The following is a 19,189-nucleotide window of genomic DNA, read 5'->3' as shown; positions in this document are numbered from 1 at the left end:
GGCGCGAAAACCCGTCGGTCTCAGCTGGCGCGGCGGATATGGCGCACCAGAATCGCTGTGGCCGTGGCGGTATCCCGGCGCTTCATCGCCTGCACGATGGCGGCGTGGTCGGTGTCTTTCCGCTGGACCCAGCGGTGACGCCAATGGGCGAACAGATGGCGGGCGCTGGCGATATGCAGATCGTCGATCGTATGCAGCAGGCGCGGCCGCGCGCAGGGTGTCAGAATCGCCCGATGAAAGGCGCGGTTCCGGGTTTCCCATGTGGGCATGTCCTGCGCCTCGTCGCAGGCGATGCGGGCCTTGTCGGCCGCCTTGAGATCCGCCGGTGTCAAATTCTGGATCGCATGTTGCAGGGCCAGCGATTCCAGGGCCACGCGCATCTCGATCACCTCGCGCACCTCGGCCGGGTCCAACGCGGTGACGCGCATGCCGCGCCGTGGTTCGCTGTGGGCCAGGCCATGCGCCTGAAGCCGCAACAGCGCCTCGCGCACCGGGACATGGCTGGTGTCGAACGCCCGCGCGATATGGTCCTGCCGCAGTTTCTCACCCGCGGGCAGCTCGCCCGTGATGATGCGCTGGCTGAGCCGGTCATAGATGGAATCTGCGATCGTGGCGGTCATGGGATTTTATCTATAATCCCAAGGCTCGGGCCTCAAGGCGCAAATTCAGGCGGTCAGAGGGTCAGGTGCGATATTGCCCCCGCAGACCAGAACCGCGACCCGTTCGCCCGGTTCCGGCGTGTAGACGCCCGAGGTCAAGGCCGCCAGGGCCGTCGCGCCCGCCGGCTCGACCAGAATGCGATGCGCCTGCCACAGGCGCTGTTGCGCCTCGGCGATCGCGTCATCGCTGACCAGCACCGACGTCATCCCCTGCGCCAGCCCGAAACAGATGTCGCCGATCCGCCGCGCACCCAGCGCGTTGGCGGCTATGCCGGAAACGGACACATCCACGGGCGCTCCGGCCTGCAACGCCGCGTTCAAGGCACATGAGGTTTCCGGCTCGACCGCAACGACCTTGCGCGCGCCCTGAAACCAGGCCAACGCGCCCGCGATCAGCCCGCCGCCGCCCACTGCCACCAATACGGTATCGGCCTGCAGGCCCTGGCTGTCCCATTCGGCAAAACAGGTGCCCTGCCCGGCCACGGTGGCCGGCGCATCATAGGCATGGATCTGCATCGCACCTGTTCGATCTTCGTGTTCACGCGCCAGCGCCAGGGCGTTTGCGTATTCACCCGGCACCACGCTCAGATCCGCGCCGATCCGTTCGATCAGAGCAATTTTGGACGGGCCGGCCATTTCGGGCACGAAGATCTTGGCCGGATGGCCCAGCGCCTGCGCGGCATAGGCCGCAGCCGCACCGTGGTTCCCACCCGATGCCGCCACGACCCCTGCCGCCGGCACATCGAGGCTGAGCAACGTGTTGAACGCCCCGCGCGCCTTGAAACTGCCGGTGTGCTGGAAATGCTCCAGCTTCATCTCGACCGGCTGCGCCAGTCCCAGCGCGTCGCTTGTCATGACCGGTGTCACCTGCGCGTGGCCATTGATGCGTTCGGCTGCGGCCGAAATTTCCGTCTTCCAATCCATTCTCGTCTTTCCGTGACTGGCACTCTGCCCGCGAACCCTATAGCTGTTTGAAAAACACGCAAGCAGGGAACCCCCAGCAATGAGAGAAGACCGCCTCAGCCCTTTCCGCGATGCGCATACCGACCGCTCGACCGCAAGCGAAGTCCCCGACACGCCGCAGACACGCTCGCCCTCGTACCGGCTGGCCTTTGCCGATGACGATTTCCTCTGCCGCGAGGAACTGCGGCCCGTTCGTCTGCAACTGGAACTGCTGAAGCCCGAAATGATCATGGCCGAACGCCAGATCACGTCGACCATCGTGATGTTCGGCGGCGCGCGAATCCCGGAACCAGCCAAAAAGGACAGCGCCCGGACGGCCACGCTGGCCGGTCTGTCGCAATACTATGACGAGGCGCGCGAATTCGCCCGGCTGATGACCGAGAAATCCAAGCAAAGCGGGTGCCGCGAGAACGTCATCGTCACCGGCGGTGGCCCCGGCGTGATGGAGGCCGGAAATCGCGGCGCCAAGGATGCCGGTGGCTGCTCGATCGGGCTGAACATCGTGCTGCCGCACGAGCAGGCGCCCAATGCCTATGTCACCCCTGAGCTGAGCTTCAATTTCCACTATTTCGCCATACGCAAGATGCATTTCCTGATGCGCGCCCGTGCGATCACCATCTTCCCCGGCGGATTCGGCACGATGGATGAGTTGTTTGAGTCCCTCACCCTGATCCAGACCGGCCGGATGGAGCGCGTGCCGTTCCTGCTGTTCGGGCGCGAGTTCTGGGAGCGGGTGATCAATTGGGAAGCGCTGGCCGATGCCGGGACCATTTCCGAAGAGGATCTGGACCTGTTCCGCTTTGTCGATACCGCGCAGGAGGCGGTCGACATCATCGAGCGCTGGGAACCCGCCCCGCCGCGTGACGACATTCCGGGACGTTGAGCGATGGCGACCCCACCCAAGACCGGTGAGATGCTGCATCTGCGCGGCAATGCCCTGAGCAAAGGCGAACCGGTGGCCTTGCCGCTGACCCAAAGCAGCATGTTCCACCTGCCCGGCGCGCCGGACGGTCACCCGACCTATGGCCGGGTGGACAACCCGACCTGGACACAGGTCGAGCATGTGCTGGCGCATCTCGAAGACGCACCCTGCCTGACTTTTCCGTCCGGCATGGGTGCAATTTCGGCTGCACTGTTCGCCACCGTGCGGGCGGGGTCGCGCATCCTGATCCCGTCGGATGGGTATTATGTCACCCGCCTGCTGGCCGACCGGTTCCTCGCCCCACTTGGCGTGTCGGTCGAAGAGCGCCCCACGACCGCATTTGCGCAGGGCGGGTTCGACGGGTTCGATGTTGTCTTCGTCGAAAGCCCGTCCAACCCCGGGCTCGACATGATCGACCTGGCGCAGGTGGCCCGCGACGTGCGCGCCGCGGGTGGCATCACCATCGCCGACAACACGACGCTGACCCCGCTGGGACAGCGCCCGCTGGACCTGGGCATCGACATCCTCGTCGCCTCGGACACCAAGGCGATGGCCGGACACTCCGACCTGCTGATGGGCCACGTGGCCAGCCGCGATGCCCAGATCATGGAACGGGTCGAGGAATGGCGCCGCGTCTCGGGCGCGATCCCAGGCCCGCATGAAGCCTGGTTGCTGCATCGCGGATTGGAGACGCTGGACGTCCGGTTCGACCGCATGTGCAACTCGGCGCAGGTTCTGGCCGAACGGCTGGCCGATCATCCGGCGGTCACGCAGATCCGCTATCCCGGCCTGCCGTCGGACCCGTCGCACGATCTGGCTCGCAAACAGACTGCGCGGTTCGGTTTTCTGCTGACGATCACGCTGGCCTCGGAAGGCCAGGCCGAACGGTTCATCAATGGCTGCCCGCTGTTGCGGCCTGCCACGTCCTTTGGTGGCGTGCACAGCTCGGCCGAGCGGCGCGCGCGCTGGGGGGATCAGGTCGATCCCGGCTTCGTGCGCCTGTCGGTCGGGTGCGAACCGGTGGACGAGCTGTGGCAGGCCCTTAAAGACAGCCTTAGTGCGCTGTCCTAGGCCCTATTTCTTGGGTTCGCGCAGTTCGGTGAAGACGTAGATCGGCAGCAGAACCCCGGCGATCAGGGCGCCCAGCCACACCAGTAGCGTCGCCGCCAGCAGGTTCGAGACACCGCCCACGGTCAGCCCTGCGGCGATAAGATCGGTGATCAGCAGGCCCACGAAGGTGACCACCAGCGCGATGCCGCCCTTCAGCGCCGGCACGTTCTTTTCCCCGATCTTCAAGATCAATGGCTCGGCCACGACCTGAACCAGGGTGAACACGATCACCACCACGATGAACGATACCGGCTTGATCGAAAAGCCGGTCAGCAACAGGCTGGCCAGCAACAGACCGATGGCATTGCCCGCCAACAGGGCCAGGGCCGACTTGATTCTGCGTGACATGCGTTAGACTCCATCCGCAACAGTTCGAAACATGCGGATACTATCAGGATGCCGGAATTTTTCGAGAAAATTCAATCTCCTCGGTATTCGGTCCTGTTGAAATTCCATGACACGGCACAATCTGAAAGGTTAACTGCCAACAACATCCACTGGCGAAACCCATCAGAAACGAGAGATATATGAGCGACAATCCATATTCGGTGTTGGGCGTCTCGAAAGACGCCAGTGCCGCCGAAATCAAGAAAGCCTACCGGCGCATCGCCAAGGACTGCCACCCGGACCTCAAGCCCGGGGACGCCAAGGCCGAGGCCAAGTTCAAGGCCGCCGCCGCAGCCTATGACCTGCTGAAGGACCCCGAAACCCGGGCAAAATTCGACCGGGGCGAGATCGACGCTTCGGGTCAGGAACGCCCGCAGCAGCAATACTACCGCGAATACGCGGAAACCGCGGGCAACCCCTATCGCGCGGGTGGCGGGGTTGAGGACGATGACATGTCCGACATCTTTGCCCAGTTCTTCGGCAACCGTGGCAACGGTGGCTTCAGCGGGGGGCGTGCGCGCGAGTTTCATGCGCCCGGTCACAATGTGAACTACAGCCTGCAGATCAGCTTCCTGGACGCGGTCTTTGGTGCCACGCAAAAGTTGACCCTGCCCAATGGCGACCGGATCGAGGTGAAGATCCCCGCCGGCATCACCGACGGCCAGACCATCCGCCTGCGTGGCAAGGGCGCGCCGGGCTATGGCGAGGGGCCGCCGGGCGACGCGCTGGTCACGATCCACGTGGCCGAACACCCGGTGTTCAAGCGCGAGGGCGACGACATCCGCATCACCCTGTCGATCACCATCGACGAGGCCGTTCTGGGCGGCAAGGTCCCCGCGCCCACGATCGACGGCCGCGTGAACGTGACCGTGCCCGAGGGCACCAGCAGCGGCAAGACCTTGCGCCTGCGAGGCAAAGGCGTCAGGAAACGCGGCTCGGACAAACGGGGCGACCAGCTGATCGAGCTGAGCGTGGTGATGCCCGACAAGATCGATGACGAGCTGAAGCAGTTCATGCAGAACTGGCGCAAGTCGCACAGCTATGACCCGCGGAAAGGAATGCCGGCATGACCCGTTCTCTGACCGAAGCCGAACTGATCGAAGCCGTCCAGAACCTGACGTCCGAGCGGTTGTCCCGGTTCCTGTCCGCCCGGATCGTGATCCCGCGCCAGTCCGACCAGGGGCTGGTCTACGAGCGGCTGGACATGGCGCGCCTGCAACTGGCCTGCGAGCTGGACGACCAGTACGAGATGGAGCCCGACGCCCTGTCGATGGTGCTGTCGCTGATCGACCAGATGCACGGCCTGCGGGCCGAACTGCGCGAGGTGCTGCGCGCCATCGACGCCCAACCCGACCCGGTGCGCAGCCAGCTGGTCGAACGGATCGGAACAGCGCGGTTCCGCCGCAGCTAGGGCCTGCGTGCAAAGCCGGTTTGCCCTTCTGGACTCGGTGGTTTTGCCTTAGAAGGCGCCATCGATTCAGAACCGGGTGCTGCGATGACACGGACCAAATCGGAATTGCTGATGCCTGCGGGCAATCTGCGCAAGCTGAAACTGGCCATCCTGTACGGCGCGGATGCGGTGTATCTGGGCACGCCCGACATGTCCCTGCGCACCAAGTCCGAGTTTTCGCTGGACGAGGTGATCGAAGGGGTCAAGTTCTGCCACGCGCATGGCCGGCGCGCCTATCTGACGCTGAACCTTTTCTCGCACAACAAGGACATCCCCAAGCTGGATGAATACATCGACACCGTGCGCAAGGTACGGCCCGACGGGTTGATCATCGCCGACCCCGGCGTGTTCCAGTACGTGCGCGACCGCGCGCCCGAACTGCCGCTGCATATCTCGACCCAGGCGAATATCTGTTCGTGGCTGTCGGTGAAGTTCTGGCAGGATCAGGGGGCGGAGCTGGTGGTGCTGGCGCGCGAGGTTTCCTACCCCGAACTGGTGGAAATCCGCGAGAAATGCCCCGACATCCGACTTGAGGCTTTCGTGCACGGCGCCATGTGCATGACCTATTCGGGCCGCTGCCTGCTGTCGAACTTCATGGCGGAACGCGGCGCCAACCAGGGCAACTGCGCCAATTCCTGCCGCTGGAACTATGCGCTGAAGCTGCGCCTGAAGGACGGCACCCATCAGGAACTTCGGATCACCGAAGAAAACGCCGACCTGTTCGAATTCCTGCTGGAAGAAGGCTGCCGCCCGGGTGAACTGATGCCGATCGAAGAGGACGGTCGCGGCTCGTACATCCTCAATTCGCGCGATCTGTGCATCATGCCCAAGCTGGACGAATATCTGAAGATCGGCGTCGACAGCCTCAAGGTCGAGGGGCGCGGCAAGTCGGAATACTACGCCGCCATCGTCGCGCGCGCCTATCGCATGGCCATCGACGATTACTATGCCGACCCCGAGAACTGGGACCCGAAGCCGTACATGCGCGAGTTGGAGGCCGTGGGAAACCGCGGCTACACGCTGGCCTTTCACGAGGGGCGGCTGACCAATTACGCGCATGATTACGAACACACCGCGACCATCGCCCAATGGGAATATGCCGGACTGGTGACCGACGTGACCGAGGATGCCTTCCTGGTCGAAGTGAAGAACAAGCTTGAACCCGGCGACGTGCTGGATTTCGTCTCGCCCATCTCGCGCGAGACGGTCCTGCTGCGCGTCTACGAATTTGAACGCGCCAGTGACGGCGCCAAGCTGGACGTGGTGCATGGCAGCACGAAAACCGTGATCCGCCTGCCGTTTGCCCTGTTCGATCACGAAGACCCCGACGACCTGCGCGCCCGTTTCCCGGTATATTCGGTCCTGCGCAAGGAGCGCGCCCTGACCGACGAACATTGGAGCCGCATCCGTTTTGACAAGCTGGTGCAGGGCTTGGAAACCTCGGGGCGCGACAATCCAGCCGCCTATGCCCGCCGCCGGGACGAGCTGGTGGAGAAGATCGGCCAAGACGGCACCGAGCGCCGGTTCAAGACCAACCGCGTGGGCACCGAGGGCTGTTGCGGCAAGGGGTGCAACGGCTGCCTGATCTTCTGGCAGGATGACAAATACGCCCTGGCGCGCGAGGTTCTGTCGAAACGCAAGCAGGGGGAACAGCTCAGCCGGCGCGAGGCCGCCTCCCTGAAACTACCCGGTGACGCGGCCCGCGATCAGTTGCCGACGCGGTAATCCTCGGGCACGAAGAACGTATAGTCGCGGTCGGCCACCGCTTCGTGGCAGTCATGGCAATAGGCAACCGCCCCCGCGCGATCCCCCATCGTGTCGCCAAACAGCGACCCGTCGGGCATCACCATGACATAGCGCCAGTCGGCGGTGTCAGGGCTGGTGTCTTCGGGCAATTTCTCCATCACGAAAAGAGCGCCGGGATGTACCCTGCCCTCATCCGTGACGGTCATGCTGTCCTTGGCCAAGACCGAGCCCACGGGCAGCTTATCCCACGGTTGCAACGTGCCGTAATTGTGGGCCATCCGGTTGGCATAGCTGTTGACGTAGCGTTGCCCATGCGTGGCCGACAGGTACGGCGCGTCGTTGAACAATGGCCAGTTCTGATAGTTCATCAGTTGATCCAGATGCGCGGTGGCATAGCCGCGATCCATCTGTTTCCTGAGGGCGCGATAATGCTGCTGCGCGTCCTCTTTGCTCAGGTCCGCCGGATTCTCGATCGCCAGATGCGCCTCGGTCTCGTTGGATTGCGCCCATGCAATGGCGACGCCCGATGCCACCAACGCGGCGGTCATGCAGATCGTGGACAGTTTCGTCAGTGCGTTCATGTATTGGCCCACCCTGTTCAAGGCTTGCCTGAATTCCGCAGATTTCCCCGACAAATATGAGCGGACTGGACGAAACGCACCAGAACCGGACTGTCCAACTCACCGTCTTGTGCGCAGATTTTACGTGCGCGCAACCGCGCACCTCTCATGGCTCAAGACTACCAAATTCAGCCGTAGAATTACAGACCATTTGCCCGCGAACCCGCGGGCATCGGATCAACCTTTCAGCCCGGCCTCGGCCTCGATCTGGCGGCGCGACTTGCGGGCGCGCTCGGTGGCCGATTTCAACTGACCGCAGGCGGCCATGATGTCCTCGCCCCGCGTCTTGCGGATGGGCGAGGCGTACCCGGCCTGATAGATGATGTTGGCAAAGGCCCGGATCCGGTTGTTCGAGCTGCGCTTGTAGGGCGCGCCGGGCCACTCGTTGAACGGGATCAGGTTGATCTTGGCCGGAATGTCGTGGCGCTTGATGTGGTCGATCAGGCGATGCGCGTCCTCGTCGCTGTCGTTCACGCCGTCCAGCATCACGTATTCAAAGGTGATCCGCTCGGAATTCGACGCGTTGGGATAGCTGGCCAGCGCCTGCAGCAGTTCCTCGATGTTCCAACGCTTGTTGATCGGCACCAGAACGTCGCGCACCTCGTCGGTGGTGGCGTGGAACGAGATCGCCAGCAGGCAGCCGATCTCTTCCGCCGTGCGGGCGATCTCGGGCACCACACCCGAGGTCGACAAGGTGATCCGCCGGCGCGACAGGGAAATGCCCTCGGGGTCCATCGCGATCTTCATGGCGTCGCGGACGTTTTCGAAATTATAGAGCGGCTCGCCCATGCCCATCAGCACGATGTTGGACAGCAGGCGCGTCTCGTTCTTGGGCGCGCCTGGGGTGGGCCATTCGTCCAGATCGTCACGTGCCATCATCACCTGACCGATGATCTCGGCCGCAGTCAGGTTGCGCACCAGCTTCTGCGTTCCGGTGTGGCAGAACGAACAGGTCAACGTGCAGCCCACCTGCGACGAGATGCACAGCGTGCCGCGATCCTCTTCGGGGATGTAGACGACCTCGACCTCGTGCCCACCGGCGATGCGCACCAGGTACTTGCGGGTACCATCCTCCGACACCTGGCGGGTAACCACCTCGGGGATTTCGATCACGAAATTCTCGGCCAGTTGCGCGCGATAGGCCTTGGCCAGATTGGTCATCTGGTCAAAATCGCGCACGCCCCATTGATAGATCCACTGCCAGATCTGGTTCACCCGCATTTTGGCCTGCTTTTCAGGCGTTCCATGTTCGATCAGAACCTCGCGCAGCCGGTCGCGGGTCAGACCGACAAGGTTGATCTTTCCCTCGGGCAATTTGCGGGGAATGGTCATGACATCCTGGGTGATCGGCGCTTTGGCGGACATGGCGGTTCTCGGGCGTTCTGGCTTGGGATGCGCCTCTATATAGGAACGCCGGCAAAGATCAAAAGGATTCGTGAGAACCTGTCCGGACGTCAGTCGAGGAACCGCAACAGTTCGGTGACACGGGCCCGCCCCAACTCGACCCGGCACGAGGTGATCGCAATGCCCGTTCCGGATCCACCACCAAAAGACGCGCCAACTGCTTCGCACTGCGCATCGCGAAAAGTCTTCCAAGCCTCTTGAGAAGTTTCAAGGGCTGGCAAAGCAACAGCCCGACCCGTCACTTCGTCCAGTTCCTTCGCCGCATCGACTGCGAACCCAAACGCCGCGACCAAAGCGGCCTCGACATTGGTCTCGGCCCGACCGACGCATGTCCCGATCTCGACCTGAGATCCGGCATCGGTACATTCCAGCGCCGGGTCTGCAAATGCCGATACCGGAAGAAGAATTGCTGCCCAAACCCAACGCATGTCCGTCTCCTCGCCTGTCTACCCATGGTTTCAGACAGAGCTTAGCACAGTGGTCAGGCTTGGGCACGTTTTAGGTGCAGCGAGCGATCACACCCCGGCTGGCGGGATGTAGCAGTCCTCGGCATCCAGTGTCTTGACCGGATCATTCGGGCCGCATTGCTCGCCCGTGACCGGATAGGTTTCGGTGGATTTCTCGCACGCGCTCAGAGTTGCCGCTGCAACAATCAGAACCGCAATAAGGGGTTTGGTCGACATGTCTGGACTCCTTCTTTGTTGTCTGAACCGATTGGTTCAGAAATCGAATCCGTCAGCCTTGATGCGGATCAAGTTTTGGTGCCGACGTTGCGTAAACGGATGCGCAAAAACGCAAAACCCCGCCATTTTGGCGGGGCATTAGATCTGGACGGGTTGGGCAGTTATTTGGTGCAGCGCTTCTCGGCGTCTTCGATGGCTGCGGTAAAGCCCAGCAAGGAGAACGTGTCCTTGGTCTGGGTGCCGCGTTCGGACCGTGCGGTCAACACGGCCTCGGTCCCGCGCTTCATCGCCGTGACGATCTTGGCATCATCCGCGGCGCTGGCGGGCCACGCCCACTCGCCCTCGGTGAACAGTTCGAACTCGGACCCGTCGATTTCCAGGTTCACCGTGGACCCGGGGGCGAATGGGTAGCCTCCGGTGAATGTCACCTGACCTTTGACCTCGGCGTTGGGGCGATAGAACACGAACAGCAAAATGTCGCTGCGACGCACCGATACCACACGGCCACCGCGGGTATTCACGGTCTCCTTGGGGGCGGATACGCTCCAGCACTCGGTCGGATCGTCTTCGACGAACACGCTCCAATCAGTCTGAGCGGACACACGGTTCGTACTGGTCGCCTGCTGGGCGATCGCTGTCGTGGCCATCCCTGCCACACAAAGGCCCGCGCATACGCGGGCGAGCATTGTTTTCATTCGTTCAGCCTCCTGGCTCGACCCACACCTCAACTCCATCCCGGAAGGCCGCGAACCCTGACGGTCCGTCTGTTGCAGTTGCGCATCCGGATGATTGCCGACATACACACACTAACGCAGGTTTCGCCACAGGCGAAAGGGCGATTGGCAGAATTTTGCGCACATTCCGGAGGGACGACATGACGCAGCCAGTACCGATGACCGAACTGTGGCGCGGACCGCTGTTGGAGAGCCTTCATCTAGGCCATGCGGTGATCTGCGACGACAGCGGCCAGATCGTGCGCAGCTGGGGCGATCCGAACGCGGTGATCTATCCGCGGTCGTCAGCCAAGATGATCCAGGCGCTGCCGCTGATCACCTCGGGCGCGGCGGCCAAATACGGGCTGGGCTCCGAGCATCTGGCGCTGGCCTGCGCCTCGCACAACGGCGCGGCGATCCATACCGAGCGCGTGACCGCCTGGCTGGATCACCTGGGCCTGTCCGAGCCCGATTTGCGCTGCGGCCCGCAGGAGCCGGCCGACATGGCCGCGCGCGACGGCCTGATCCTGGCCGACGACACCCCCTGCCAGATCCACAACAACTGCTCGGGCAAGCATTGCGGGTTCCTGACCCTGGCCCGGCACATGGGCGCAGGCCCCGAATATATCGAAATCGACCACCCCGTGCAGCAGGCCTGCTTGTCGGCCTTCGAAGAGACCACGGGCGAGGACAGCCCCTGTTACGGGATCGACGGTTGCTCGGCGCCCAATTTCGCCACTTCGCTGGTGGGGCTGGCGCGGTCGATGGCGTGGTTTGCCTCGGCCGGCGACCGGTCGGACCGGGCCAGCGACGCGGCCCTGCAATTGACCCGGGCGATGGTCTCCCACCCCGAGCTCGTGGCCGGCGAAACCCGCGCCTGCACCGAACTGATGCGCGCGATGAACGGCCGTGCCGCGATCAAGACCGGGGCCGAGGCCGTATTCGTGGCCATCATCCCGGAAAAGAAGATGGGCGTGGCGCTGAAGATCACTGATGGCGCCACCCGCGCCAGCGAATGCGCCATCGCCGCCATTCTCGTCAGCCTCGGCGTGCTCGAGGCCGATCACCCGGCCACGCGCAAATTCATGAACGCCACGCAATACAGCCGCCGCGGGCTGGAATGCGGCGTGATCCGCCCCGCGCCGGGTTTCCCCGGCTGAGGGTCACATCTCGATCTCGTGGATCTCGGCCACCTCGACCGAGCCCGAGCCGTTGACCACCATGGGGCAGCCCTTGGCCATCTCGGTGGCGGCTTCGATGCTGTCGGCCTTGACCACGGTAAAGCCCGAGGCCGGGTTCGGCCCGCCATTGTCGGCCACGCCATCGGCGCTGACGGTATGGGACTGGCCCACCGGGTTGCCGGGTATTTCCAGCGCCGAACCCATGTTCTGGAACCACGCGCCCCAGGCGGCCATGGTGGCTTCGATCTCGGTCGGGTCGGTCGGCGTGGTGCCGCCGTGATAGACAAACAGGTACTGAGGCATTTTCTGGTCTCCCTTTTGGTCAGACGGGGTTGGCAAGCCGGGCTTCCAGCTTGCGCAGCGACGAGGTCCAGCCGCTTTCATGATTGGCCGAGACGTCGTCATCGCCCAGATCGCGGTGGTCGAGGATCAGGCGAGCTCCGGTATCAGTAGGCTCGACCACCAGCGTCACGTGGCTCTCGGCGCCGCGCTGGTCCTGGTCGTCATGCCAGCCCCAGGTGAACCCGACCGAGTTCGGTGGGTCCACATGGGTCACATGCCCGGACACCTTGAAACGCTGCCCCTCGCGATTGACCATGACCGAATACCACGGACCTAGGCGCGAGAAATCCAGATCGTGCTCCGGCACCTCGACCCCTTCGGGCCCCCACCACTGCAACAATCTGGTTCCGTCGCTGATCCAGGCGAACAGGGTTTCGGCGCTGACCGGAAAGTCACGCACCAGCTTCAGGTCGGCCATGAGGAGTCCTCCTGCAGAATGTCGCCCAGGCGGTTCAGGCTGGCCTCCCAGAACTGGCGTTTCGAGATGGTCCATTCGGCAATCGCCCGCAGCCCCTCGGGGCGGATCGAATAGATGCGCTGGGTGCCGTTCACGCGCTGGTTCACCAGCCCGGCCTGCCGCAGCACCTTCAGGTGCCGGGAAATGGCCGCGCCGGACATGCCCTTGCCCTGGGCTAGGTCTCCGGCAGGCAGTTCGCCGTGATCCATCAGTTGTTCAACGATCGTGAATCGGGTCGGGTCGGACAGGGCCGAAAAGGCTTCGAGCAGCGTGTTCATAGCTATTGATTAACACGAATGTTAAACAATGGGAACCCGAAACCGTCGGATCAGCCCCGCGCAAAGTCCGATCGGGCATATCCCTGCAGGTACAGCAGCGCGGTCAGGTCGCCATGGTTGATGCGCACGTCGCATTGCGCGGCGACCGAGGGCTTGGCGTGCAGGGCCACGCCTGTTCCGGCGCGCTCCAGCATGCCCAGGTCATTCGCCCCGTCGCCCACGGCGATCACTTCGGCCTCGGAAATACCCAGCCGGGCCGATATCTGCTCCAGCGCCTCGACCTTGGCCTGACGGCCCAGGATCGGGCGCTGCACGTCACCGGTCAGCTTGCCGTCCTCCGCCAGTAGCGTGTTGGCGCGGTTCTCGTCAAAACCCAGCAGCTCGGCCACGCGGGCCGTGAACGCCGTGAACCCGCCCGAGACCAGCGCGGCATAGCCACCATTGGCCCGCATCGTCGCCACCAGTTCGCGGCCGCCCGGCATCAGGGTGATGCGCTGGTTCAGCACCCGGTCGATCACCGACACGTCCAGCCCCTTCAGCAGGCCCACCCGCTCGGTCAGCGCGCCTTCGAAATCCAGCTCGCCATTCATGGCGCGGGCGGTGATGTCCTTGACCCGCTCGCCTACCCCGGCCTCGTCGGCCAGTTCGTCGATGCATTCCTGCTGGATCATCGTGCTGTCCATATCGGCCAGCAGCATCTTCTTGCGGCGGCCCTCGGCCGGCTGCACCACCAGATCGACGCCCAATTTCTGCAGGTCGGCCCAGACATCCCAACGGTTGGCCGGAACCGCCGGCAGGGCAAATTCGGCCGCCTCATCGGGGCTCAGCCACTGGATGTCGCCCCCGCCCCAGGCATTGCGCAGCGAGTCGATCAACGCCCCGTCCAGCGATGGCGTCTTGGGGTTGGTCAACAGGGTGGCAACGTACATCTTGATCCTCCGGCAGCCTGCCCTGCGCATATCGCAGGCGCAGCATTTCCGCCAGAGGCCAATTCCGCGCCGCTACCCCAGAATGCCCGGCAGGCGCAGCCCGTGTTCGCGGGCGCAGTCCTTGGCGATGTCATACCCTGCATCCGCATGACGCCACACGCCCGAGGCCGGGTCGTTCCACAACACCCGCTCCAGCCGCCGCGCGGCGTCCTCGGTGCCGTCGGCGCAGATCACCACGCCCGCATGCTGGCTGAAGCCCATGCCGACCCCGCCGCCGTGATGCAACGACACCCAGGTCGCGCCGCTGGCGGTGTTGATCAACGCGTTCAGCAGCGGCCAGTCCGACACGGCGTCGGACCCATCCAGCATCGCCTCGGTCTCGCGGTTGGGGCTGGCGACCGAGCCGCTGTCCAGATGATCCCGTCCGATGACGACCGGAGCGCTCAGTTCTCCCTTCGCGACCATCTCGTTGAAGGCCAGCCCGGCGCGGTGCCGGTCGCCCAGCCCGATCCAGCAGATCCGCGCGGGCAGGCCCTGAAACGCGATCCGGTCACGGGCCATGTCCAGCCAGCGATGAAGATGCTCGTTCTCGGGGAACAACTCCTTCATCTTGGCGTCGGTCTTGTAGATATCTTCGGGGTCGCCCGACAGCGCGCACCAGCGGAACGGGCCGATGCCACGGCAGAACAGCGGGCGGATATAGGCCGGGACGAAACCGGGAAAGGCAAAGGCGTTCTTAAGCCCCTCGTCCTGCGCCACCTGCCGTATGTTGTTGCCATAGTCCAGCGTCGGCACGCCCGCGTTCCAGAAATCGACCATCGCCGCGACATGCTGCTTCATCGAGGCGCGTGCGGCCTTTTCCACTGCTTTAGGGTCTGTTTCCCGCTTTTCGCGCCATTGCGCCAAGGTCCAGCCCAAGGGCAGATACCCGTTGATCGGATCATGGGCGCTGGTCTGGTCGGTTACGATGTCGGGGCGCATCCCACCGGCGGCCATGCGGCGGTAGATCTCGGGAAAGATCTCGGCCGCATTGCCCAGCAGACCCACGGACTTCGCCTCGCCCGCCTTGGTCCAGCGGTCGATCATGGCGAGCGCCTCGTCCAGCGTTTCGGCCTTTTCATCCAGGTATTTGGTGCGCAGGCGAAAATCGATGCTGTCAGGATTGCATTCCACCGCCAGACAGCAGGCCCCGGCGAAGACTGCCGCGAGGGGCTGAGCTCCGCCCATGCCGCCCAGCCCACCGGTCAGGATCCATCGCCCGGTCAGGTCACCACCATAGTGCTGGCGCCCGGCCTCGGCGAAGGTTTCATAGGTGCCCTGAACGATGCCCTGCGTGCCGATGTAGATCCACGACCCGGCCGTCATCTGGCCGTACATCATCAGGCCCTTCCGATCCAATTCGTTGAAATGATCCCAGGTCGCCCAATGCGGCACGAGGTTGGAATTGGCGATCAGCACCCGCGGCGCGTCCTTGTGAGTGCGGATGATCGCCACCGGCTTGCCGGACTGCACGATCAGGGTCTCGTCGGACTCGAGATCCTTCAAACTGGCCACAATAGTGTCGAAATCCTTCCAGGTTCGAGCCGCACGGCCGATGCCGCCATAGACCACCAGTTCGTGCGGATTTTCGGCCACGTCGGGGTGCAGATTGTTCATCAGCATCCGCAACGGGGCCTCGGTCAGCCAGCTTTTGGCATTCAGGTCCGGCCCGGTCGGCGGAAAGACGTCACGGGTGTTCTTGCGCGGGTCACTCATTTCGGGACTCCTATTTAGGCCAGCGCGCCCGACAGGGCCAGGGCACGCAGGCGGTCAAGCATCTCTTGCAGGTGTGGGCGCAGGCGTTCGGCCCGGTCCGCTCGCCATGTCCAGGGCGGCGTCTCGTCCATATAGGCGCGTTGCGCGATCTCCATCTGGATCGCATGTATGCCCGTGTCCGGACGGCCATAGTGCCGGGTGGTCCAGCCACCCTTGAACCGGCCGTTCAGCACTGCGGTACAGCCCGACGCCCGGGCCACGGCATCCACCGCCTGCGCGACCTCGGGTGCGCAGGTGGTTCCGTCATTGGTGCCCGTGTTGAACACCGGCAGTTCTCCGTCGAACAGGAACGGGATCCGCGACCGGATCGAATGGCAGTCGAACAGGATCGCCACGCCATGCCTGGCCCGCACCCGCTCCAATTCTTCCTGCAACGCGGCGTGGTAAGGGGCGTGGAACTTTTCGCGCCTCTCCTCGATCTCATCTTCCGACGGCTCCTGACCTTCCAGCCATATGGGGCGCCCGTCGAAATCGGTCAGAGGCACCAGGGTCGTCGTGTTCTGCCCCGGATAGAGCGACACGTCCGCCGGATCGCGATTGGCGTCGATCACATAGCGGTGCACGCGGGACTGAACCACCGTCGCATCGCCCAATAGCCGCTTATAGAGCCTATTTATGTGCCAATCCGTATCGGCCAACGCCCGGCCAGTCTGGTTCAGGCGCGCATGGATCTCCTCGGGCACGACGGTTCCGCCATGCGGTTGGCCCAGCACGATCGGGCCCTGCCCCCGCTGCACCTCGACCACGGTCATGCGGTCACCTCCGGCAGCGGTACGCCCAGCGCCTCGAGGATCGCGCCGCTGGCCACAAGATCGTTGGCCTGCTCCAGCTCCGGGGCTAGGTACCGGTCCTCGGCCAAAGGCGGGATATCGGCGCGCAGCCGCGCAATCACCCGCTGCAGGGGCGCGCTGGTGACCAGCGGCGCGCGGAATTCGACGCCCTGGGCGGCGCAGAGCAGCTCGATCCCCAGAATATGGTTCAGGTTTTTCACCATGCGCGTCAGACGCCGCGCCCCATGGGCGGCCATCGAGACGTGATCTTCCTGGTTGGCCGAGGTGGGCGTGCTGTCGGTGACGCACGGATTGGCCAGATGCTTGTTTTCGCTCATCAGCGCGGCGGTCGTGACCTCGGCGATCATGAAGCCCGAATTCAGACCCGGGTCGGGGGTCAGGAATGGCGGCAGGTCGAAGCTGAGCGTCGGATCCACCATCAGCGCGATCCGGCGCTGGGCGATGGCGCCGATCTCGGACAGGGCCAGCGCGATCATGTCGGCGGCAAATCCCACCGGTTCGGCGTGAAAATTGCCGCCCGAGACGATCATGTCGGGATCGGACAGCACCAGCGGATTGTCAGTGGCCGCGTTGGCCTCGGTCTGCAAGGTCGCGGCGGCCTGCCGGATCACGTCCATCGCTGCACCGGTGACCTGCGGCTGGCAGCGGATGCAATACGGGTCCTGCACGCGGCTGTCGCCCTCGCGATGGCTTTCGCGGATTTCCGAACCCTGCAGCACGGCGCGCATGGCGCTGGCGGCCTCGATCTGGCCGCGATGACCGCGCAGGGCATGGATCTCGGGTTGCAGCGGCGCGGTGGAGCCCATGATGGCATCGGTCGATACGGCCGAAACGACCAGCGCGTTCTGCGCCGCGCGCCAGCCTTCGAACAGGCCCGCCAAGGCGTAGGCCGTCGAGAACTGGGTGCCGTTGATGAAGGCCAGCCCCTCTTTCGGCCCCAGCTGAACAGGCTCTAATCCGGCCTTTTTCAAGGCTTGTGCGCCTGGCATGACCGTACCGTTCAGCTCGGCTTCGCCTTCGCCGATGATCACCGCCGTCATGTGGGCCAGCGGCGCCAGATCACCCGAGGCCCCCACCGAGCCCTGCGCCGGGATCACCGGTGTCACGCCACGGGCCAGCATCTGCTGCAGCAGGTCCACCAGCACCCACCGCACCCCAGATGCGCCGCGCCCGAAGGACAACAGCTTGAGCGCCATCATCAGGCGCGCCAACCGCCGCGGCACCGCCGGGCCGACCCCGCAGCAATGGCTGAGGATCAGGTTGCGCTGCAGCGCCGAGGTGTCCTTGGCCGCGATCTTGAGGCTGGCCAGCTTGCCGAAACCGGTATTCACGCCATAGACGGGCTGGTCACCGGCGGCGGCCTCGGCGATGCGGGCGGCGGCGGCCTCGAAAGCCGGGCGACAGCCCTGATCCAGAACCACCGGCGTTTCGTTCCAGTAGATCTCCGCCAGTTGGGCCAGCGAGACCAGCCCCGGAACCAAGGTCAAAGCGCTCATGCCTCCCCTCCGAAAATGCGCGCGTGCAGCGGGTTGAACCCGATTCGATAGGCCAGCTCGGCCGGGTGAGAGACGTCCCACACGGCCAGATCCGCCCGCTGCCCCGGCGCGATCGTTCCGGCATCGGCCAGCCCAAGCGCGCGGGCGGCATTGCGGGTGACCCCGGCCAGCGCCTCGGCCGGGATCATGCCAAACAGGGTGCAGCCCATGTTCATCGTCAACAGCAGCGACGTCAGTGGCGAGGACCCCGGGTTGCAATCGGTGGCCAGGGCCATCGGCACCCCGGCCTTGCGGAACAGATCGACCGGCGGGACCTGCGTTTCCCGCAAAGTGTAGAATGCGCCGGGCAGCAGAACCGCGGTCGTTCCGGCCTCGGCCATGGCAGCCACGCCGGCGGCGTCCACATATTCGAGATGATCGACCGACAGGGCGCCGTAGGACGCCGCCAGCCGGGCCCCGCCCAGGTTCGACAATTGCTCGGCATGCAGCTTGACCGGCAGCCCCAAATCACGCGCGGCGTCGAACACCCGCGCGATCTGAGCCGTATCGAAGGCGATTCCCTCGCAGAACCCGTCAACGGCATCGACCAGCCCCTCGGCATGGGCCGCGCGTAGGGTCGGGATGCAGACCGTGTCGATATAGGAATCCGCGCGCCCGGTGAATTCGGGCGGGATCGCATGCGCGCCCAGAAAGCTGGTCACCACCCGAACCGGGCGCTGCTTCGCAATTTCCCGAGCCGCGCGCAACATGCGCTGCTCGGTGTCCTGATCAAGTCCGTAACCGGACTTGATTTCAATGCAGGTCACACCCTCGGCCAACAGCGCGTCTATGCGAGGCAGAGCCTCTCGGATCAGGTCCTGCATACTGGCGGCGCGTGTGGCGGTGACCGTGGACAGAATTCCACCGCCGGCGCGCGCGATCTCCTCGTAGGTTGCCCCGTTCAGCCGCATTTCGAACTCAACCGCCCGGTTGCCCCCGAAAACCGCATGCGTGTGCGGATCGATCAGGCCCGGAGTGATCAACCGATCCGCAAAATCGACGACCGGCCAGTCGGCGTGATCCGGCGGCAGATCTCGGTGCGGTCCGACCCATTGGATCCGGCCCGACGAAACAGCAATCGCCGCGTCTTCGACCAAGCCATAGGACGCAACCCCATCCGCCATGGTTGCGATCCGCCGACAACAAATCACCGAATTTCTGGTCATCGCGATTCTTTTGGACTCCCCTCGGGTTTCAATTTTTC

General features: G+C 64.2%; 22 protein-coding genes. 6 read left to right on the top strand and 16 right to left on the bottom strand.

Going from position 1 to position 19,189, the window contains the following annotated elements:
- Window positions 1-20: 20 nt before the first annotated feature.
- Entirely contained in the window at window positions 21-620 is a 600-nt protein-coding gene (locus tag ACR0DA_RS12565; RefSeq protein ID WP_093964210.1) for a GntR family transcriptional regulator, read from the bottom strand.
- A 45-nt stretch (window positions 621-665) separates the two neighbouring features.
- A complete protein-coding gene (locus ACR0DA_RS12560; protein WP_480754286.1) occupies window positions 666-1,583 on the bottom strand; it encodes a threonine/serine dehydratase in 918 nt (305 codons plus the stop codon).
- Between the two features lie 79 nt (window positions 1,584-1,662).
- Between ACR0DA_RS12560 and ACR0DA_RS12555 the strand changes: the two genes are divergently transcribed.
- Together ACR0DA_RS12555 and ACR0DA_RS12550 are read left to right on the top strand one after the other, a co-directional pair.
- Window positions 1,663-2,505 carry an LOG family protein gene (locus tag ACR0DA_RS12555; protein ID WP_093964208.1) on the top strand — a complete coding sequence of 281 codons (843 nt, stop codon included), beginning with the start codon at window positions 1,663-1,665 and terminating at the stop codon, window positions 2,503-2,505.
- Between the two features lie 3 nt (window positions 2,506-2,508).
- The gene (locus tag ACR0DA_RS12550) at window positions 2,509-3,615 is read left to right on the top strand and encodes a cystathionine gamma-lyase (protein ID WP_480754284.1); all 1,107 of its coding nucleotides are present in this window, start codon (window positions 2,509-2,511) and stop codon (window positions 3,613-3,615) included.
- Window positions 3,616-3,618: 3 nt separating this feature from the next.
- On the opposite strand, the gene ACR0DA_RS12545 is transcribed toward ACR0DA_RS12550, so the two are convergent.
- On the bottom strand, window positions 3,619-4,002 hold the full coding sequence (locus ACR0DA_RS12545; protein WP_170600194.1) for a hypothetical protein: 384 nt from the start codon (window positions 4,000-4,002) through the stop codon (window positions 3,619-3,621).
- Between the two features lie 179 nt (window positions 4,003-4,181).
- On the opposite strand from ACR0DA_RS12545, the gene ACR0DA_RS12540 reads away from it, so the two are divergent.
- The 3 genes from ACR0DA_RS12540 to ACR0DA_RS12530 all read left to right on the top strand — a co-directional run bounded on the left by ACR0DA_RS12540 (window position 4,182) and on the right by ACR0DA_RS12530 (window position 7,216).
- Window positions 4,182-5,111 carry a DnaJ C-terminal domain-containing protein gene (locus tag ACR0DA_RS12540; protein WP_480754282.1) on the top strand — a complete coding sequence of 310 codons (930 nt, stop codon included), beginning with the start codon at window positions 4,182-4,184 and terminating at the stop codon, window positions 5,109-5,111.
- Window positions 5,108-5,452: a hypothetical protein gene (locus tag ACR0DA_RS12535; protein ID WP_093964205.1), complete on the top strand. Its 345-nt coding sequence runs from the start codon at window positions 5,108-5,110 to the stop codon at window positions 5,450-5,452. The genes ACR0DA_RS12540 and ACR0DA_RS12535 overlap by 4 nt, the downstream gene beginning before the upstream one ends.
- An 84-nt stretch (window positions 5,453-5,536) precedes the next feature.
- Window positions 5,537-7,216 (top strand): U32 family peptidase, encoded by a 1,680-nt coding sequence (locus ACR0DA_RS12530; RefSeq protein WP_480754281.1) that lies wholly within the window; start codon window positions 5,537-5,539, stop codon window positions 7,214-7,216.
- Here ACR0DA_RS12530 and ACR0DA_RS12525 read toward each other — a convergent pair.
- From ACR0DA_RS12525 to ACR0DA_RS12505, 5 genes are all read right to left on the bottom strand, one after another.
- Entirely contained in the window at window positions 7,198-7,818 is a 621-nt protein-coding gene (locus ACR0DA_RS12525; RefSeq protein WP_480754279.1) for a cytochrome P460 family protein, read from the bottom strand. The two genes, ACR0DA_RS12530 and ACR0DA_RS12525, sit on opposite strands and share 19 nt — an antisense overlap.
- A 216-nt stretch (window positions 7,819-8,034) precedes the next feature.
- Window positions 8,035-9,222: a dual-specificity RNA methyltransferase RlmN gene (gene rlmN, locus ACR0DA_RS12520; RefSeq protein ID WP_170439228.1), complete on the bottom strand. Its 1,188-nt coding sequence runs from the start codon at window positions 9,220-9,222 to the stop codon at window positions 8,035-8,037.
- An 89-nt stretch (window positions 9,223-9,311) separates the two neighbouring features.
- A complete protein-coding gene (locus tag ACR0DA_RS12515) occupies window positions 9,312-9,689 on the bottom strand; it encodes a lysozyme inhibitor LprI family protein (RefSeq protein WP_170360710.1) in 378 nt (125 codons plus the stop codon).
- Window positions 9,690-9,776: 87 nt separating this feature from the next.
- Window positions 9,777-9,944 carry a hypothetical protein gene (locus ACR0DA_RS12510; RefSeq protein ID WP_170342136.1) on the bottom strand — a complete coding sequence of 56 codons (168 nt, stop codon included), beginning with the start codon at window positions 9,942-9,944 and terminating at the stop codon, window positions 9,777-9,779.
- A gap of 161 nt (window positions 9,945-10,105) precedes the next feature.
- Window positions 10,106-10,639: an invasion associated locus B family protein gene (locus tag ACR0DA_RS12505; RefSeq protein ID WP_170342134.1), complete on the bottom strand. Its 534-nt coding sequence runs from the start codon at window positions 10,637-10,639 to the stop codon at window positions 10,106-10,108.
- 179 nt (window positions 10,640-10,818) lie between these two features.
- On the opposite strand from ACR0DA_RS12505, the gene ACR0DA_RS12500 reads away from it, so the two are divergent.
- On the top strand, window positions 10,819-11,817 hold the full coding sequence (locus ACR0DA_RS12500) for an asparaginase (protein ID WP_480754277.1): 999 nt from the start codon (window positions 10,819-10,821) through the stop codon (window positions 11,815-11,817).
- 3 nt (window positions 11,818-11,820) lie between these two features.
- Here ACR0DA_RS12500 and ACR0DA_RS12495 read toward each other — a convergent pair whose 3' ends face one another.
- From ACR0DA_RS12495 to hutI, 8 genes are all read right to left on the bottom strand, one after another.
- On the bottom strand, window positions 11,821-12,141 hold the full coding sequence (locus tag ACR0DA_RS12495; RefSeq protein WP_480754275.1) for a YciI family protein: 321 nt from the start codon (window positions 12,139-12,141) through the stop codon (window positions 11,821-11,823).
- Between the two features lie 19 nt (window positions 12,142-12,160).
- Complete coding sequence (locus ACR0DA_RS12490) at window positions 12,161-12,598, bottom strand: SRPBCC family protein (RefSeq protein WP_480754274.1); 438 nt, start codon at window positions 12,596-12,598, stop codon at window positions 12,161-12,163.
- On the bottom strand, window positions 12,586-12,915 hold the full coding sequence (locus ACR0DA_RS12485; protein ID WP_170342435.1) for an ArsR/SmtB family transcription factor: 330 nt from the start codon (window positions 12,913-12,915) through the stop codon (window positions 12,586-12,588). The genes ACR0DA_RS12490 and ACR0DA_RS12485 overlap by 13 nt, the downstream gene beginning before the upstream one ends.
- A gap of 50 nt (window positions 12,916-12,965) precedes the next feature.
- Window positions 12,966-13,844: a phosphoserine phosphatase SerB gene (serB, locus tag ACR0DA_RS12480; protein WP_170370156.1), complete on the bottom strand. Its 879-nt coding sequence runs from the start codon at window positions 13,842-13,844 to the stop codon at window positions 12,966-12,968.
- A gap of 72 nt (window positions 13,845-13,916) precedes the next feature.
- The gene (gene hutU / locus ACR0DA_RS12475; RefSeq protein WP_480754272.1) at window positions 13,917-15,599 is read right to left on the bottom strand and encodes a urocanate hydratase; all 1,683 of its coding nucleotides are present in this window, start codon (window positions 15,597-15,599) and stop codon (window positions 13,917-13,919) included.
- 14 nt (window positions 15,600-15,613) lie between these two features.
- On the bottom strand, window positions 15,614-16,411 hold the full coding sequence (gene hutG / locus ACR0DA_RS12470; protein WP_480754270.1) for an N-formylglutamate deformylase: 798 nt from the start codon (window positions 16,409-16,411) through the stop codon (window positions 15,614-15,616).
- The gene (gene hutH, locus ACR0DA_RS12465; RefSeq protein ID WP_480754268.1) at window positions 16,408-17,946 is read right to left on the bottom strand and encodes a histidine ammonia-lyase; all 1,539 of its coding nucleotides are present in this window, start codon (window positions 17,944-17,946) and stop codon (window positions 16,408-16,410) included. Before hutH ends, hutG begins: the two co-directional genes overlap by 4 nt.
- Window positions 17,943-19,151 (bottom strand): imidazolonepropionase, encoded by a 1,209-nt coding sequence (gene hutI / locus ACR0DA_RS12460; protein WP_480754266.1) that lies wholly within the window; start codon window positions 19,149-19,151, stop codon window positions 17,943-17,945. The genes hutH and hutI overlap by 4 nt, the downstream gene beginning before the upstream one ends.
- Window positions 19,152-19,189: the final 38 nt, after the last annotated feature.

Source organism: Ruegeria sp. CI8 (assembly GCF_056536865.1).
Note: the sequence above shows the minus strand (reverse complement) of the source record. Positions and strands in the feature narration are given on the sequence as shown.

What these genes read in the sequence shown, in the direction of transcription:
- ACR0DA_RS12565 (WP_093964210.1), bottom strand. Translation starts at nt 620, where the DNA reads ATGACCGCCACGATCGCAGATTCCATCTATGACCGGCTCAGCCAGCGC.
- ACR0DA_RS12560 (WP_480754286.1), bottom strand. Translation starts at nt 1,583, where the DNA reads ATGGATTGGAAGACGGAAATTTCGGCCGCAGCCGAACGCATCAATGGC.
- ACR0DA_RS12555 (WP_093964208.1), top strand. Translation starts at nt 1,663, where the DNA reads ATGAGAGAAGACCGCCTCAGCCCTTTCCGCGATGCGCATACCGACCGC.
- ACR0DA_RS12550 (WP_480754284.1), top strand. Translation starts at nt 2,509, where the DNA reads ATGGCGACCCCACCCAAGACCGGTGAGATGCTGCATCTGCGCGGCAAT.
- ACR0DA_RS12545 (WP_170600194.1), bottom strand. Translation starts at nt 4,002, where the DNA reads ATGTCACGCAGAATCAAGTCGGCCCTGGCCCTGTTGGCGGGCAATGCC.
- ACR0DA_RS12540 (WP_480754282.1), top strand. Translation starts at nt 4,182, where the DNA reads ATGAGCGACAATCCATATTCGGTGTTGGGCGTCTCGAAAGACGCCAGT.
- ACR0DA_RS12535 (WP_093964205.1), top strand. Translation starts at nt 5,108, where the DNA reads ATGACCCGTTCTCTGACCGAAGCCGAACTGATCGAAGCCGTCCAGAAC.
- ACR0DA_RS12530 (WP_480754281.1), top strand. Translation starts at nt 5,537, where the DNA reads ATGACACGGACCAAATCGGAATTGCTGATGCCTGCGGGCAATCTGCGC.
- ACR0DA_RS12525 (WP_480754279.1), bottom strand. Translation starts at nt 7,818, where the DNA reads ATGAACGCACTGACGAAACTGTCCACGATCTGCATGACCGCCGCGTTG.
- rlmN (WP_170439228.1), bottom strand. Translation starts at nt 9,222, where the DNA reads ATGTCCGCCAAAGCGCCGATCACCCAGGATGTCATGACCATTCCCCGC.
- ACR0DA_RS12515 (WP_170360710.1), bottom strand. Translation starts at nt 9,689, where the DNA reads ATGCGTTGGGTTTGGGCAGCAATTCTTCTTCCGGTATCGGCATTTGCA.
- ACR0DA_RS12510 (WP_170342136.1), bottom strand. Translation starts at nt 9,944, where the DNA reads ATGTCGACCAAACCCCTTATTGCGGTTCTGATTGTTGCAGCGGCAACT.
- ACR0DA_RS12505 (WP_170342134.1), bottom strand. Translation starts at nt 10,639, where the DNA reads ATGAAAACAATGCTCGCCCGCGTATGCGCGGGCCTTTGTGTGGCAGGG.
- ACR0DA_RS12500 (WP_480754277.1), top strand. Translation starts at nt 10,819, where the DNA reads ATGACGCAGCCAGTACCGATGACCGAACTGTGGCGCGGACCGCTGTTG.
- ACR0DA_RS12495 (WP_480754275.1), bottom strand. Translation starts at nt 12,141, where the DNA reads ATGCCTCAGTACCTGTTTGTCTATCACGGCGGCACCACGCCGACCGAC.
- ACR0DA_RS12490 (WP_480754274.1), bottom strand. Translation starts at nt 12,598, where the DNA reads ATGGCCGACCTGAAGCTGGTGCGTGACTTTCCGGTCAGCGCCGAAACC.
- ACR0DA_RS12485 (WP_170342435.1), bottom strand. Translation starts at nt 12,915, where the DNA reads ATGAACACGCTGCTCGAAGCCTTTTCGGCCCTGTCCGACCCGACCCGA.
- serB (WP_170370156.1), bottom strand. Translation starts at nt 13,844, where the DNA reads ATGTACGTTGCCACCCTGTTGACCAACCCCAAGACGCCATCGCTGGAC.
- hutU (WP_480754272.1), bottom strand. Translation starts at nt 15,599, where the DNA reads ATGAGTGACCCGCGCAAGAACACCCGTGACGTCTTTCCGCCGACCGGG.
- hutG (WP_480754270.1), bottom strand. Translation starts at nt 16,411, where the DNA reads ATGACCGTGGTCGAGGTGCAGCGGGGGCAGGGCCCGATCGTGCTGGGC.
- hutH (WP_480754268.1), bottom strand. Translation starts at nt 17,946, where the DNA reads ATGAGCGCTTTGACCTTGGTTCCGGGGCTGGTCTCGCTGGCCCAACTG.
- hutI (WP_480754266.1), bottom strand. Translation starts at nt 19,151, where the DNA reads ATGACCAGAAATTCGGTGATTTGTTGTCGGCGGATCGCAACCATGGCG.